Raw genomic sequence first — 14,920 nt, 5'->3', positions numbered from 1 at the left:
AAAGGTCACTTGCCCCCGCCGGCGGTCTCGGACCCGCCGCGGGTCAGGTAGTAGGCGATGAGGATCGGCACGAAGGTGGCCGCGAAGACCACCATCGCCACCACGTTGGTCACGGGCCTCTGCCGCGGCCGGACGAGTTCGTTCAGCATCCAGATCGGCAAGGTTGACTGCTGGCCCGCGGTGAAGGTCGTCACGATCACCTCGTCGAAGCTGAGAGCGAAGGCGAGCATGCCGCCCGCGAGCAGGGCCGAGCCGAGGTTCGGCAGCACCACGTGGCGGAAGGTCTGGAAGCCGTTCGCGCCAAGATCGGCCGAGGCCTCAAGGATCGAGCCCGAGAGTCGTCGGAAGCGCGCCACCGCGTTGTTGTAGACGATGACGATGCAGAAGGTCGCGTGGCCGAGCACGATGGTAAGCGTGGAGAAGGGGATCTCCATGATCGAGAAGGCCGAGCGGAGCGACATGCCGGTGATGATGCCGGGCAGGGCGATGGGCAGGATCACGAGGAGCGAGATCGAGTCGCGCCCGAAGAACCGCGCCCGGGACATGGCGGCCGCGCAGAGCGTGCCGAGGATGAGTGCCATCGCGGTCGAGATCGCAGCCACCCTCAGCGACAGCCAGAGCGGTCCCCAGACGTCCGGCCGGTTCCAGGTCACCGCGAACCACTTCAGCGTGAGGCCCGGCGGCGGGAACTGGTAGCTGCGCTCCTCGGTGGTGAAGGCATAGAGGAAGATCAGCAGGATCGGCCCGTGGAGGAAGACGAGCCCGCCGATGGCCGCCAGCGTGAGGGCGAGGGGCGCAGGACGGTCAGAGGGCATCGAAGGCTCCGATCCGGCGGGCGAAGGCGAGGTAGGCCAGCATGATGACGATGGGCACCACGGCAAAGGCCGCGGCCAGCGGCAGGTTGCCGGCCGTGCCCTGCAGCATGTAGACCGCCTGGCCGATGAAGAAGCGCGACGAGCCCACGATCTGGGGAATGATGTAGTCGCCGAGGGTGAGCGAGAAGGTGAAGATCGTGCCCGCGATGACGCCGGGCAGGGCGAGCGGCAGGATGACGTGCCGGAAGGTCTGCCACGAGGTCGCGCCGAGATCCGACGAGGCTTCGAGCATCGCCGCGGGCACGCGTTCGAGCGATGCCTGCATCGGCAGGATCATGAAGGGCAGCCAGACATAGACGAAGACGACGAAGGTGCCGATGTAGCTCGTGGACAGCGAGTTGCCCCCGATGACCGGCAGAGCCAGCACGGCGGCGAGGAGGTTCCCTGCACCGATGCCCTCGGCGGCCCAGGTCACGATCCCCTCCCGCGCGAGGATCAGCTTCCAAGCGTAGACCTTCACGAGATAGGAGGACCAGAGCGGCAGCATGACGCCAAGGTAGAAAGCGGCCTTCATCCGACCCCGGGCGTAGCGAGCCGCGTAATAGGCGATGGGAAAGGCGAGGACGACCGAGGCCGCGGTGACCGCCGAGGCCATCAGCACGGTCCGCAGGATCACGTCGGCATTCGCCGGCCGCAGCAGCTCGGCATAGGTCTTCAGGGTGAACTCGGGGACGATCATCCCCGAGAACTCGTCGATGGAATAGAAGCTCTGCCAGAGCAGGGCCGCGAGCGATCCGAGGTAGACGACGCCCAGCCAGAGGAGCGGCGGCGCGATCAGCAGGGCGAGGAGCACCGTCGGCCTGCGCCAGAAGAGGCCGGTGAGCCGGTCGCCGGGGCCGCGGGCCGGGTGGACGGCCATGCTCATGGCTCGCCCGCCATCCGGTGGACCGCCCCCTCGTCCCAGGACAGGCCGACATCGGCGCCTTCGGAGGGCAACGGCGTGCCTGCGGGCACCAGGGCCACCAGATCCGCCCCGTCGATCGCGACGGCGACGCGGGTGCCGAGGCCGAGATAGCGCAGGCCGGTGACACGTCCCCGCACGCGCGCCTCGGGCCCGGCCAGGCGGACCGCTTCGGGGCGGAGGCTGGACCAGCCGGAGGGGCCACCGAGGCGGCGCGAGAGATCGGGCGACAGGATGTTGGCCGAGCCCACGAAATCGGCCACGAAGCGTGTGGCGGGCCGGTCGTAGATCTCGGCGGGCGTGCCGACCTGCACGATGCGGCCACGCGAGAAGACGGCGACCCGATCGGCCATGCTCAGCGCCTCTCCCTGGTCGTGGGTGACGAAGACGAAGGTGATCCCGAGCCTGCGCTGCAGGCCCTTCAGCTCATCCTGCATCGCCTCGCGCAGTTTCAGGTCGAGCGCGCCCAGCGGCTCGTCGAGGAGCAGCACCCGCGGCTCGTTGACGAGGGCACGCGCGAGGGCCACCCGCTGCCTCTGGCCGCCCGAGAGCTGGCCGGGCTTGCGGCCGCCATAGTCCGGCAGATGGACAAGCGCCAGCATCTCCTCGGCCCGCGCATGGCGTCTGCGCCGGTCCACGCCCTTGACCATCAGCCCGTAGGCCACGTTGTCCCGCACCGTCATGTGCGGGAAAAGCGCGTAATCCTGAAAGACGGTGTTCACGTTGCGAAGATGCGGGGGCACGCGACCGACGTCCTCTCCGAAGATGCGGATCGCCCCGGCGGTGGGGCTCTCGAAGCCCGAGATCAGCCGGAGGCAGGTGGTCTTGCCCGAGCCCGAGGGGCCGAGCATGGCGAAGAACTCGCCCTCCGGGATCGCGAGGTCGACGCCATCCACGGCCTTCACCACATGGGCACCGGCACCGTAATGGCGCGACACGGAGAGGAACTCGACGGCGGAGGTCATGGGCGGCCACGGTCGTGCAGGGGCCCGGCAGGGCCCGGTTCAAGGTCTGGACGAACGACCCCGGCCGCCGGGCCGGGGCCGGGGGCTTCGATCAGCGGCCGCCGATCACGCCGATGTAGTCCGAGACCCAGCGATAGTAGGGCACGCAGTCGCCAGCCTCGCAGGCCGAGACGGGCGTCGTCCAGAAGCGGATCCGGTCGAAGTCGTCGAAGCCGTTGGCGCTGCAGCCGTCCTTGGTCTGCATCCCCGAGCCGTTCGTGCAGGCGGCCGGCACCACCGGGTTCGAGCCGAACCAGACCGACAGGTCCGACTGCAGGTTCGAGCTCAGCGCATGCTCCATCCAGAGATAGGCGCAGGTCGGATGCGGCGCCTCCGCATGCAGCATCAGCGTATCGGCCCAGCCGGTTGCGCCCTCTTCGGGGATGGTGGAGGCCACGGGCTGCCCCTCGGATTTCAGGAGGTTCACCTGGAAGGGCCAGGAGCCCGAGGCCACCACCCCTTCGTTCTTGAAATCGTCGATCTGGATGAAGGCGTCGTGCCAGTAGCGGCTGACCAGCTCGCGCTGCTGGCGCAGGAGGTCGAGCGCCGCCGCATATTGCGGCTCGGTCAGGGCATAGGGCGAGGTGATGCCGAGTTCCGGCTTGTGGGCCATCAGGTACTGGGCGGCATCCGCAATGTGGATCGGTCCGTCATAGGCCTGCACCCGCCCCTTGTTCGACTTGCCGTCGGGCAGGGTCATCTCTTCGAAGACGACGTTCCACGACGTGGGCGCCGCGTCCTTGAACACGTCGGTGTTGTACATGAGCACGTTCGGCCCCCACTGGTAGGGCACGCCGTAATGCACGCCGTTCACCGTGTGCCACGGCGCGTCCTTCAGCCGGTCGTCTATGGTGGACCAGGAGGGCACGAGATCGACGTTCACGGGCTGGATACGCTTGCCGGCGACCAGCCGGAGCGAGGCGTCGCCGCTCGCGGTCACGAGGTCGAAGCCGCCCTCGTTCATCAGCGCGACCATCTCGTCCGAGGTGTTGGCGGTCTTCACGTTGACCTTGCAGCCCGACTGTTCCTCGAAAGCGGTCACCCAGTCGAACTTGGCGTCTGTCTCGCCGCGCTCGACATAGCCCGGCCACGCGACGATATCGACCTGTCCCTCGGGTTCGCCGAGTGCGGCGAGCTGCGCAAGCCCCGGTTGGAGCGAGAAGAGTAGCGAAAGGGCGGTGACGCCCATGAGGCGGAAGCTGTGCATCGCAATATCCCTGTCTTGTCGCCGATCCTGCGGCCGCCCGGTTGTCCCGGCACTGGGGCGACGGTAAGGCCGAGTGACAGGATGCCGCAAATGCAAAAGGCAGAAGTGGCCCATCGGAATGACCGATGGGTCTCGAAACGCGGCCCGCCAAACGACCAGTGTAACGGGCAAGCGCGACGTAACCCCCAGTGCGCGTGCCAGAAACATGGGGCGACGCTCAGCTCGTCCGGTGCCGGCGAGTGTCGTGCCGCTGACGGGAGGCCGTTTCCGGAATTCTGGCAGGCGCTCGTTTGGCTTGCCCGCATGTTGTGCGTTCCCGTAAGAGGGCGCCCCTCCGCGACTCCGTCGCGCCCGAGGGCGCGCATGCGCCGGGTCAGTGCTTCGGCCGCTTCTAGGGGCTGCCGCGGAACGGCAGCGCTCCCTGCGCGGTGCGGATGAAGTTCCTCGCGGGCGCGGACAGCGGGGCACCCTTTCGCCAGGCCAGCCCGACGGAGACCGTCGGCAGGTCGCCCGAGACGTCGCGGATCTCGATCCGGTCTCCTTCGAGCGACCAGGGCCGGTAGACGAGACCGGGCATGACCGCGACGCCCGCGCCGGTCGCGACGAGGCTTCGAACGGCTTCCACCGAACGGGTGCGGAAGACCACGCGTGGCCGGGCGGAGAGCCCCGCCATCAGCCGCCGCGCGCCTTCCTCGATCTCGTCCACCATGAGCGAGATGAACGGCTCCGAAGCCAGATCCTCGGGAGAGATCGCTTCGGCCGCGGCAAGCCGATGGCCCTGCGGCAGCCAGAGCCGGTAGGGCGAGACGAGCAGCGTCTCGATGTTCAACGGCGCCCGGTCGCGGATCGCCGAGGTGAAGAGGACCGCCACGTCCAGTTCCCCGCCAATCAGAAGATGCTGCAGGTAGTCGCCCGTCTCTTCCATTGCCGCGATCTCGACCGCTGGCCAGCCGCGCCGATAGCGCGAGAGCAGGTCGGACAGGACGTAGCCCGCCACGAGGGACGAGACGCCAAGCGAGAGCTGACCGGCCACGGCCTCGGTCTCGTCGCGGAAGGCACTGCGTGCCTGCGAGACGTCGTCAAGGATCTGGTTGGCGTGACGCAGGAAGAGTCCGCCCTTGTGCGTCAGTTCGAGCCCGCGCGCGCGCCGCTCGAAGAGGATGACGCCCAGATCGTCCTCGAGCGCGCGGATCGCCTCGGTCACCGAGGATTGCGAGATCGAAAGCGCGCGCGCGGCGCCCGAGACACTGCCCGCGTCCGCCGCCGCGGCGAAGAACCTGAGCTGGCGGAGGGTGAAGGCCATGTCGGCTGGTCCGTTCGCGGGTCTGGCACCGGTGCAGCCTAGACCGCGGGACGTCGAGCCGGAAGGGCTTCTCGGGCATGGCGGACGCCGAGCACGCGGCGCCACGGAAAGCAGGCCTGACGGTCGGTGTTGTTTCCAATTTGATACTTGAAGCAGCGGCTGCTGCCGGGGTATTCTTGGATCGTTTTAAGGCGGATTGTCCCGTGTTCATTGAATTTCGCGCTATGGTCGTCATTGCCTGCATGACTGCAACTTCGGCTTGTGCCGGCGGGGAAAAGCTGTCGTGCAGCGGACCTGCCGGGTCCGAAGTTCAGGTCCAGCGACTGTGCACTATCCTTCAGCAGACGGTGCGTGAAAGGGAGGGCCTCTTCCTCGACACGGGCACCTTTCCTGCGGGCGAGGCCCTGATCGAACTGAAGGTCCTGCGGGCCGATGCACGGGCGATCTCGGCACAGGTGAGCAGGAAGGTTCCCGGCGGCAGCCGCTCGAGCCCGGTGCTCGATCTCTCCATCACCGACCGCGACAGTTTCCCGGACAGCATCCTGTCTCGCTTCGCAGAGAGCCTGCTCGCTCATGTGAAAGCCGAATGACCTGCCGAACCCGGCCTTGTCGCCCATGGGCCAAGTTTTGAGTTTGTTGAGAAGGATTGCGAGATGAGCCTGCCGACACTGATTGCTGACAGAGATGTCGAAGACGCCATTGCGGAGCGTGCTGCCCTGTCGGAGGGGCGAGATGCACCGGCATCGACCGGCACCTCCTACCGGATGAGTGTTGGAGACAGCTTCACCGGCACGCTCTCTTCTGCCGGCGATCGGGATTTCGTAGGCATCCAGCTCGTGGCGGGCCAGACCTATACGATCGATCTCGCCGGCAGCGGCGCAAACCCTGTCTACGACACCTATCTGCGACTCTATTCCTCGAACGGGACATTGCTCCAGTCCAACGACGACGGAGGCGAAGGCTTCAATTCGCGCCTGACCTTCACCGCGTCCAGTTCCGGAACCTACTACATCTCCGCCGGGTCCTTCAGCGACAGTTACACGGGCAGCTATCGCATCACGACATCGAGGGCGCCCGACGAGGTCTGGACGCAACGGCAGATCGCGGACCAACTGGTCAGTGGATACTGGGAATCCACCGGGCAGAGAGCCCGCGGGTTCGACGTCGGGCAGGGCGATACCCTGAACGTCGACATCTCCGGCCTGACTTCGGCGGGTCAGCACCTCGCGACGGTCGCCCTGCAGACATGGACGGCGGTCACCGGGATCCGCTTCGACACGACACCCTCGGCCGGCGCGACCGTCCACATCACCATCGACGACAACGGCACCGGCGCCTACAGCAGCTCCGTCACCTCGGGCGGCGAGATCCTGTCCTCGACCGTGAACGTGAGCCGCGACTGGCTGTCGAGCTACGGCACCGGGCTGAACACCTATTCGCTGCAGACCTACATCCACGAGCTTGGCCATGCGCTGGGCCTCGGCCATGCCGGGAACTACAACGGCACCGCCACTTACGGCGTCAGCAACCTCTACGCCAATGATAGCTGGCAGGCGACCGTCATGTCGTATTTCAGCCAGACCGAGAACAGCTACATCCAGGCGGACGAAGCCTACGTCATGACGCCGATGATCGCGGACATCCTCGCGATGCAGACGATCTACGGCACCTCGAGAGGGATCAGGTCGGGCAACACGGTCTATGGCGATGATTCCAACGCCGGGGGAATGTACGCCCGGATCGAGGATCTCGCCGGGCGCGAGGTGGCCTGGACGATCTTCGACCAGGGCGGGCGGGACATGCTGGACGTGAGCTCGTCCTCGGCCGCGCAACTGATCGATCTCCGGCCGGGTGCAATCTCGAACGTCTATGGCGCGGTTGGAAACCTCTCGATCGCGCGGGGAACCATCATCGAAGCCGCGCGCGGCGGCAGCGGCAACGACCGCATGATCGGCAATTCGGCGAACAACACTCTGAACGGAGGCGGAGGTGCCGACACGATGCGCGGTGGCACGGGCAACGACGCCTATATCACCAATGGGGGCGACACGATCATCGAGCGGGCAGGGGAAGGCATCGATCATGTCATCTCCTCGGCCAGCTGCCGCCTCGCGAACAACGTCGAGAATCTCACGCTCTCGGGATCGCGCGCCATCGACGGCGTGGGCAACGGGCTTGGAAACCGGATCACCGGCAACAGCGCGGCGAACGACCTGACGGGAGGCGCCGGCCACGACACCTTCGTCTTCGAGCACGCCCTCGGCAATGGCAACGTCGATCGGATCACCGACTTCGCCGTCGTGGACGATACGATCCGGCTCGAAGATGCCATCTTCCGTGGCCTGTCGAGAGGCTGGCTCGATGCCTCGGCCTTCACCTCGAACGGCTCGGGCCGTGCCACGGACGCCAGCGACCGGATCATCTACGAGACCGACAGCGGGGCGCTCTGGTACGATCGGGACGGCGCGGGCGGCGCCTCGGCGGTGCGCTTCGCCACTCTGGACGCCGGCCTGAACGTCACCGCGGCGGATTTCCTCGTCCTCTGACGCAGGCACGCCCCTCCGAGGCCATGTCGTGCGCCGGCCGGGCGGGTCGGCGCGCACCGTGACGAGCGCGGCGAGGTGGCACCCGTGCCAAGGGCGTCATTTCGCGCCTTTCGGGCTCTTGCCGCGCGTGCCAAGCATGGGTCCGTCCTTGCTCTCACAGGCCGGGAACAGGAGAAAGGAGCCGCCCGATGACCCCAGCCGAGATCCGTCAGGCCCGCCGGGCCAATACCCGCGCCCGCGCCCGCGATTTCGCGGAGAGCCACGGCATCGCCGAGGCAGCGCTGGTCGCGGCCTTCGTCGGGCCGTCGGTCATCGCGCTCGATGCCGCGCCCGCCCGGCTCCTCGGCCTCGCGGCAGGTCTCGGAGAGGCACTTGCCCTCACGCGGAACGCCTCGGCCGTGCAGGAGAGACAGGGCCGGTACGGCCCGCTTTCGTCTGCCGGGCCGCTGTCGATGCTGACCGGCGACGGGATCGAGTTCATCCTCGACCCTTGTCACTGGGTGCATGCCTTTGCGGTCATCGACGAGACGGCCAAGGGCACGAAGCGCTCGATCCAGATCTTCGATGCGGTCGGAGAGGCGGTGCACAAGCTCCATCTCACCCCGGAAAGCGATGTTGCTGGCTTCGACCGTCTCGTGACGGAGTTGCGGCTTCACGACCAGCCGGACGACCTCCCGCTCCTGGCTCCCGCCATGCGCGGGACGCCGGAGGGGGCGGCCGATCCTGTCGTCATCGCCCGGCTTTGGGACGAGGCGCCCTCTGCCCGGAGCTTCGCGCAGCGACTGGCGTCGGAAGGCATTCCGATCGTGGCCGCGTTGAGGGCCGTTGGCGCAGCCCGTGCGAAGCCGCTTTTGCCCGTCGCAATGACCGAGCTTCTCGAGCGGGCGTCGGCGGGGCAGGTCCCCCTGGAGATCCGTGCCGGCAATGCGGGGTGCCTGCAGATCTATCGGGGGCCGGTCGACCGGATCCTGCCCGCGGGGTACTGGATCAACGTGATGGACCCCGGATACAACCTGCATCTGCGCACCGACCACCTCGCCTCGGTTCACCTCACCGATCGCCGCCCGCAGGGCTCGCTTGCGGTCGAGGCTCATGACGCGGCGGGCGACCTGATCCTCGAGGTCACGGGCGGTCCGGGCTGGCAGGAGATCGTGGAAAGTCTCTCCGCGGCGGCCGTATCCTGACCTTCGTCCCCGAGGCGGTGCTTCCTGCCATGATCCAGGTCGGGAGCGCGCGTCCCGCGATGATCCGGCATGCGGCCAACGCACCGGCGCCGCGCGCGGTGGCGGCGGGCAGGCCATCAGGTGCACGGCCACAGGCAATGTGCCGACCCCTCCAGCGCGATGAGGTTCAGCTCTCGTTCGGAGGGGATGCGGCCCTTTGAGACGTGGACGCGACCCGACCTCGCCGCCTAGGACTGGTCGGGACGCTGTGGTGCCTGCCCGGCGGGCGCCGGAGGCGCCGCGGGCGACGTTCCGAAGGACGGCAAGGTTCCCTCTGCGCCCCGATGCCTGCGCCTTACGGAGTCTGCCATGCGCCCTGCCACCATCGTCCGCTCCATCCAGGGCTGCCCTTCCAGCGAAGTGCCGCTGGACGAGATCCGCCTCGCCGCGTTGCTCGCAACCAATGAAGACGCGTTCCCCGATGAGGCCGCCCTGCTGCGCCACCTGCGCCGGGGACGTCCCGTCTACATGATGATGGGCGAATACCGGCTCCGGCCCGAGGACCAGTTCCGCCTCGTCCACTGCAGCTGAAGGCGGCGCTTCCAGATTTGGGCGAAGGCTTTTCGAAATCCTGGCCGGGTTGCAAGACCGGCCGGGGCGGATGGCGGTGCGCGGATGCCATGAGGCGATGAAGTCAGCGCCCGAAGTTGCCAGAACCTGCCGCGCAGGACCCGTGACGGCGGGACGGGGCAACCGGACGCGAAGTCGCTCGCCTAAGGGAACGCGTCGAAATCGGGCCTGCGGTGTCCCTCGATCATCGCGCGCAAGGCGGGCGGCTGCAGAACCTCGACCGCGTCGCCCCACTGGTAGAGATGCCATGCCATTTCCAGCCAACCGGAGGCGGTGAAACGCACCGACAGTCGCCCGTCCTCTTCTTCCGTGATCTGCTGGTCGGGATGGAACAGGAACTCGCGCGCGATCGGCGCGGCCTTCGCCGAGAACCGCCAGACGACCTCCGAGAATTCCTCCTCCGCGTGGTAGGAGCCGAAGGCGCGTGCCGCATGGGTCTCGAGATCGAAGGCAGGATCGCGCAGGAAGGAGTCGGGCTCGAGCCGCGCCGCGAGCACCCGGTCCATCCGGAAATGGCGCATGCGTCCGTCGCCGCCGCTCTCACGCGCCACCAGATAGCGGCGCGTTCCGAGCAGGAGGCCGTGCGGCTCGATCCTGCGCTCTCGCGCGAAATCGTCCCGGCCGCCGATGTAGCTGATCGTCAGAAGATGCGGCCCCTTCAGCGCCTCGGCCACGACAGCGAGGATCTGCGGATCGCTCCGCACGCGCGGACCGGGCCGCGAGGCGAAACCATGGGCCTCGAGCACGGCCTCGGCATCGGCCTCGGCGCGGCGTGCATGCGTGCCCGGCATTCCGGACAGAAGCCGGTCGCGCAGCGAGCGCAGCGCCGCCGCCTCGAGAACCTCGCCCTCGCGTTCGGCACGCCGGATCGACATCTCGACCGCGGCCAGTTCGCTGTCGCGAATACCGCGGGCGAGCATGAGCCGGGCCTCCTCGCCCTTCAGCTTCCAGAACTTGCGGCGCTGATCGTCGGTTCTCGTCTCGACGTTGGGGAAGCAGTCCTCGAGCGCCCGCGTCATCCGCTGCGCCGTGCGCCGGTCTACGGCGAACTCCTCCTCGATCTCCTGCAGACCCACGCCGATGTGACGCGATGCGGCCATTTCGGCGAGACGCAGCAGATCGGCGGCCTTGGCGAAGGACATGGTGAACCTGACAGGAAATGACACCGTCGCAGGCTAAGTCTGATCCTGCGGCCTGTCGAGAAGATTCTCCCCGCACTTATTGATGATGCAGCCTTTTTCAGACAGGGGCATCGGCAGGTCGCACCTTGGAGCCTTGCGCGGATCGGCGCAGGGACAGGCCCGGCACGGCCCCGCCATGACGGCAGACGCAGGCGCCGCGATGGTCCCGCCCGGCAGCAAGGGAGGCGCCGTGACCTCCGCTCCATTCCCGCACATCCGCTGTGCGCCGCGCTTCCTTCCGCGATGTCCTCGGTTCGACTAGCTCTTCCGGAAAAAGGAGAAGCGCATGACCCTCGGCAATACCCCGCGCAGCTACGGAGCAGTGGAGCGCAGCTTTCACTGGCTCATGGCGCTGATGATCCTGACCGCTGCCCCGCTGGGGCTTGTCGCCGACAGCCTGCCGTTCGACACGGCCGAGGCTGTTGCTCGAAAGGCGCAGCTCTTCTCGCTGCACAAGACGCTCGGGGTCGCGATCTTCCTGATGGCTCTGGCCCGCCTCGTTTGGGTCGCGATCCAGCCGCGTCCCGCGCCGATCCACCCGGAGCGGCGGCTCGAGACGGCGGTGGCGGGGGCGGTGCACGGCTTCCTTTACCTCTCGCTCGTGCTGGTGCCGCTCGCGGGGTGGGTGGAGCATGCGGCCACCGACGGCTTCGCGCCGATCCTCTGGCCCTTCGGCCAGTCGCTGCCGCTCGTGCCGAAGTCGCCCGTCGTGGCCGAGTTGGCGGCAACGCTGCATGTGACCTTCGCCTGGGGACTGCTCGTGGCGGTCGCGCTGCATGTGGTGGGGGCCGCGAAACATGCGCTGGTGGACCGTGATGCGACGCTGGCCCGCATGCTGCGCGGCACCGAGGCGGGCCCCGGCCACGCCGGGCGGCACGCGGGTCCGGCCCTTGCGGCGCTGGCTGTCTATGTCGTGGCGGCAGGGGGAGCGCTTGCGCTGATGCCGGCCGAGGAACGTGTGGAGGCGCCGGCGCTGGCGGCCGTCGCTTCCGACTGGACGGTGGAGGAGGGCAGCCTTTCCTTCACGGTCCGCCAGATGGGAAGCGAGGTGACCGGCTCCTTCGGCGACTGGACTGCCGCGATCCGGTTCGAGGAAGAGCCGGTCGAGGGCGTCAACGGCAACGTCCGCGTGACCATCGCCATGGACAGCGTCACGCTCGGGTCGGTGACGGATCAGGTGAAGGGTGCCGAGTTCTTCGACGTGGGTGGGCATCCGAAGGCGGTCTTTGTCGCCGACATCCTGCCCGCAGAGGGCGGGTTCGTCGCCAGAGGAACGCTGTCGCTGAAGGGGGCGGAGGTGCCCGCGGAGCTGCCCTTCACCCTGGATCTCGACGGTGACGTGGCACGCGTGGAAGGCTCGCTCACGCTCGACCGCCGCGATTTCGGGATCGGGCAGAGCTATGCCGACGAAGAGACGGTCGGACATGGGGTGCGCGTCGATATGAGCCTGACCGCCCGCAGGAGCGATGCCCCGGAGTAGGTGCCGTTCGCGAGCGGATGCGCATGCTGCCTCTCTTCGCCAGCCCGACCACGACAAAGGGCCGCCCGGATGGACGGCCCCTTGTTGTTCGGTATCCGTTGGCCGATCCGTCGCCCTGCCGCTCCTGCCCAAGCGGGAGCGGCAGGAGCGGTTCATTCCGCCTTCATCGCTTCGATCGAGATGCGGATCTGGACCTCGTCCGACACGAAGGGTGCGAACTTGCCAACTTCGAACTCCGAGCGCTTGACGGTGGTGGTCGCGTCGAAGCCGGCCCAGGGCTTGTTTTCCATCGGGTGCATGCCGGCCTGGTTCAGCTTGGCATCGAGCACGACGGGCTTCGTCACGCCGTTCAGCGTCAGGTCGCCCGTGATCTTCGCCGTCTGATCACCCGTCACCTCGATGCCGGTGGAGGTGAAGGTCACCATCTCGTCATCCGCCGCGTCGAAGAAGTCGGCCGACATGAAATGCTCGAACCGGGCTTCCCATCCGGTCAGCATCGAGCGCACCGGGAAGGACACGGTGATCGACGAGGCGGCCGGATCTTCCTGATCGAAGGAGATCTCGCCTTCGAAGCCCGAGAACATGCCCGTGCCGGTCGAGAAGCCGAGGTGGTTGTAGGTGAAGACGATCTGGCTGTGGCTCGGATCGAGCACATAGGCTTCCGGCGCGGCGAAGGCGGCCGGCGCGGCAAGGGCGAGAGCGGACGCGAGGACGAGGTGCTTCATGAGGGTCTCCGGTGATGATGTCTGCCCCGACACTTGTTCCTGGAAGCCTCTGGCTGCAATTGCACAGGCGTCCACATCGGCTGTGCGGAAAGGAACAAGCCGAGCCTCAGCAGGTAGGCACCCTGGCGACCGCAGGAACTGCACCGGGCCGGGTCGCTCGGCAGCAGGTGGGCAGATCTGGGCGACGCTGTTCGCCCCGATGCGCGGCATGACAAGGCGGCTCACGGCAGCAGGCGGGCAGGTGGCCAAAGGCTGGTGCACGACCTGACCGAGGTCATGTTGGATATAGGCGCGTTGGCGACGCAGGATCTTCAGCAGCGGAGGTGCCGAACCGGACGCGCCGCGAGGGCGAGCGGCGGAAGGGTCGGGCAAGACCTCGGACCCTTCCAGCCGCCCGATGAGCGCGAGGAGCATCGCGCTCGCCCTCGTTCGACCGGAACAGGATCCGCGAATCGCCTGCGGCGATCAAGAGAACTCTTGGGGTGCGGAACCCCACCTTGGGCTGAGTTACGGGAGCCGCTGGATCGCAGAGGCAGGCGCGATCCGGCGGCCGTTCAGCAGGCTGAAGGATCCGGGCATCCCATTCACGGACGCTTGCCGCGGTGCCGTCTGCGCAGGCGCGGCCGGTCTATGCGCATCGACCATCTGTCCCGGTCGCAAAGCGGCCGCCGGCACGTCGCGACGCGCGCCGGTCAGCCGCCATGGTGCCGCCGGACCGACTTCAGCACGAGGCGGGTCGCGTCCGGGGGAATGGCCGCGATCGCTTCCTCCTCGCTGTCGAAGGCAAGGGGGCTTCCGTCGGGGTAATGGCTCTCGAACTCGAGCTTGTCGTGGGCGTTGACCCAAGCGAGGACGTATTTCGTCCGGACGTTATCCTGTTCCATGTCCCGATCCTCCGGAGCGCATTCGACCGGGTGGGCCGGCAGCGGTCAAGGTGGTGCAGGTGCGACCATTGCCCGCTCCGCGCCGGGGGCGGCGGGTGAAGCCTGGCCAGCCGAGGGGCCGACCCGCGCCGGGGGGGCGGGTGAGGGGCTTCCACTGATGAAGCGGGGGTCAGGGCAAGGGGCGGTTGCCGCCGGGGCGACGGGCTTGATCGCCTCGACCGGCGTTGCAGCAAGGGCGCGCAGCAGAAGGCTGGCCTCGTGCTCAGGCCAAGATCCGCGTCCGGCAGCGGACGTCAGGCCCTGGTGATGGGCTGTAGTAGCCCGTTACCACCTATGCGACCTGCCGGCCGATAGACTTGCAGCATTCCGATTGTCGGCCCGTTGGCCAGCCCCTTTCCAGAACAACAGCAGATCGTCAGGGGCATCAGCTGCCGCGGGCCTCCAGGAAACGACCGACGCAGGACCGGGGAGGGTCGGCGTCGGCCAGGGGAGGACGAATGGTCGACATCATTTCGAGGCGGGATGGTCCCCGTCGCGAGGACGCAGCCGCGCGCCATCTGATCGATGCGAACCGGGGCAGTATCAACCGCCTTGCGGATCAGTTGACCGGCGGCGGATATTCCGCTTCCCGCAGGCCACAGGCGGCAGTTGCTGACCGCGAGCCGGCGGGCCGGATCCATGCCTGGGGCGGCGCCGCCCCCAAGGCAGAGCAATCGCCCTATCTTCGCATCAGCCGGAACGGACGGGTGGTGGTGGCCTGCGCCAGCTCCGGCCGGCAGCTCCACCTCCTCGGCGAGATCCGGAGGCGCGACGGGCGTCTGCGCTTCTTCCTGGCCAGTGCGGAGAACGGCTTCATCTCTGCGCTGGACGCCGAGACCGCCGCCGTTCTGGCGGACCTCGACGGTTGCGGGATCACGACGGAGATGACGGAGGAGCGCCTCGCGCAGGAGCTCTCGGCGCGTCTCGGTCTCGCCGTCTGATCCGACGGACCCAGCTATTCCCCGAGGGGACATCAGGGAGA

14 protein-coding genes are annotated in these 14,920 nt (G+C 67.8%); 6 read left to right on the top strand and 8 right to left on the bottom strand.

The features are described from left to right. Positions 1–5 precede the first annotated feature (5 nt). The 5 genes from ACTVZP_RS08480 to ACTVZP_RS08460 all read right to left on the bottom strand — a co-directional run bounded on the left by ACTVZP_RS08480 (position 6) and on the right by ACTVZP_RS08460 (position 5,290). The gene (locus ACTVZP_RS08480; protein WP_443211710.1) at positions 6–815 is read right to left on the bottom strand and encodes an ABC transporter permease; all 810 of its coding nucleotides are present in this window, start codon (positions 813–815) and stop codon (positions 6–8) included. Next, positions 805–1,740 (bottom strand): ABC transporter permease, encoded by a 936-nt coding sequence (locus tag ACTVZP_RS08475; RefSeq protein ID WP_443211709.1) that lies wholly within the window; start codon positions 1,738–1,740, stop codon positions 805–807. Before ACTVZP_RS08475 ends, ACTVZP_RS08480 begins: the two co-directional genes overlap by 11 nt. Then, positions 1,737–2,741 carry an ABC transporter ATP-binding protein gene (locus ACTVZP_RS08470; protein ID WP_443211708.1) on the bottom strand — a complete coding sequence of 335 codons (1,005 nt, stop codon included), beginning with the start codon at positions 2,739–2,741 and terminating at the stop codon, positions 1,737–1,739. Before ACTVZP_RS08470 ends, ACTVZP_RS08475 begins: the two co-directional genes overlap by 4 nt. Positions 2,742–2,832: 91 nt before the next feature. After that, complete coding sequence (locus tag ACTVZP_RS08465) at positions 2,833–3,987, bottom strand: ABC transporter substrate-binding protein (protein ID WP_443211707.1); 1,155 nt, start codon at positions 3,985–3,987, stop codon at positions 2,833–2,835. Between the two features lie 391 nt (positions 3,988–4,378). Next, entirely contained in the window at positions 4,379–5,290 is a 912-nt protein-coding gene (locus ACTVZP_RS08460) for a LysR family transcriptional regulator (RefSeq protein WP_443211706.1), read from the bottom strand. 77 nt (positions 5,291–5,367) lie between these two features. On the opposite strand from ACTVZP_RS08460, the gene ACTVZP_RS08455 reads away from it, so the two are divergent. The 4 genes from ACTVZP_RS08455 (at position 5,368) to ACTVZP_RS08440 (ending at position 9,590) form a co-directional block, all read left to right on the top strand. After that, positions 5,368–5,880 (top strand): hypothetical protein, encoded by a 513-nt coding sequence (locus ACTVZP_RS08455; RefSeq protein ID WP_443211705.1) that lies wholly within the window; start codon positions 5,368–5,370, stop codon positions 5,878–5,880. Between the two features lie 63 nt (positions 5,881–5,943). Beyond that, positions 5,944–7,836, top strand: a complete 1,893-nt coding sequence (locus tag ACTVZP_RS08450) for a M10 family metallopeptidase C-terminal domain-containing protein (RefSeq protein ID WP_443211704.1) — start codon at positions 5,944–5,946, stop codon at positions 7,834–7,836. Positions 7,837–8,024: 188 nt separating this feature from the next. Continuing rightward, on the top strand, positions 8,025–9,020 hold the full coding sequence (locus ACTVZP_RS08445; protein WP_443211703.1) for a ChuX/HutX family heme-like substrate-binding protein: 996 nt from the start codon (positions 8,025–8,027) through the stop codon (positions 9,018–9,020). Positions 9,021–9,368: 348 nt separating this feature from the next. After that, positions 9,369–9,590, top strand: coding sequence for a hypothetical protein (locus tag ACTVZP_RS08440; RefSeq protein WP_443211702.1), 222 nt, complete (start codon positions 9,369–9,371; stop codon positions 9,588–9,590). 182 nt (positions 9,591–9,772) lie between these two features. Here ACTVZP_RS08440 and ACTVZP_RS08435 read toward each other — a convergent pair whose 3' ends face one another. Continuing rightward, complete coding sequence (locus tag ACTVZP_RS08435) at positions 9,773–10,771, bottom strand: helix-turn-helix transcriptional regulator (RefSeq protein WP_443211701.1); 999 nt, start codon at positions 10,769–10,771, stop codon at positions 9,773–9,775. Between the two features lie 325 nt (positions 10,772–11,096). Between ACTVZP_RS08435 and ACTVZP_RS08430 the strand changes: the two genes are divergently transcribed. Further along, a complete protein-coding gene (locus ACTVZP_RS08430; protein WP_443211700.1) occupies positions 11,097–12,290 on the top strand; it encodes a cytochrome b/b6 domain-containing protein in 1,194 nt (397 codons plus the stop codon). A gap of 152 nt (positions 12,291–12,442) precedes the next feature. Here the strand turns inward: ACTVZP_RS08430 and ACTVZP_RS08425 are convergent, their stop codons facing one another. Next, positions 12,443–13,015 (bottom strand): YceI family protein, encoded by a 573-nt coding sequence (locus ACTVZP_RS08425; RefSeq protein ID WP_443211699.1) that lies wholly within the window; start codon positions 13,013–13,015, stop codon positions 12,443–12,445. Positions 13,016–13,707: 692 nt separating this feature from the next. After that, complete coding sequence (locus ACTVZP_RS08420) at positions 13,708–13,899, bottom strand: hypothetical protein (protein ID WP_443211698.1); 192 nt, start codon at positions 13,897–13,899, stop codon at positions 13,708–13,710. Positions 13,900–14,396: 497 nt separating this feature from the next. Between ACTVZP_RS08420 and ACTVZP_RS08415 the strand changes: the two genes are divergently transcribed. After that, a complete protein-coding gene (locus tag ACTVZP_RS08415) occupies positions 14,397–14,879 on the top strand; it encodes a hypothetical protein (RefSeq protein WP_443211697.1) in 483 nt (160 codons plus the stop codon). The last annotated feature ends 41 nt before the right edge of the window (positions 14,880–14,920 follow it).

Source organism: Rhodobacter sp. NSM, assembly GCF_052244495.1.
Taxonomy (GTDB): domain Bacteria; phylum Pseudomonadota; class Alphaproteobacteria; order Rhodobacterales; family Rhodobacteraceae; genus Cereibacter_A.
Note: the sequence above shows the minus strand (reverse complement) of the source record. Positions and strands in the feature narration are given on the sequence as shown.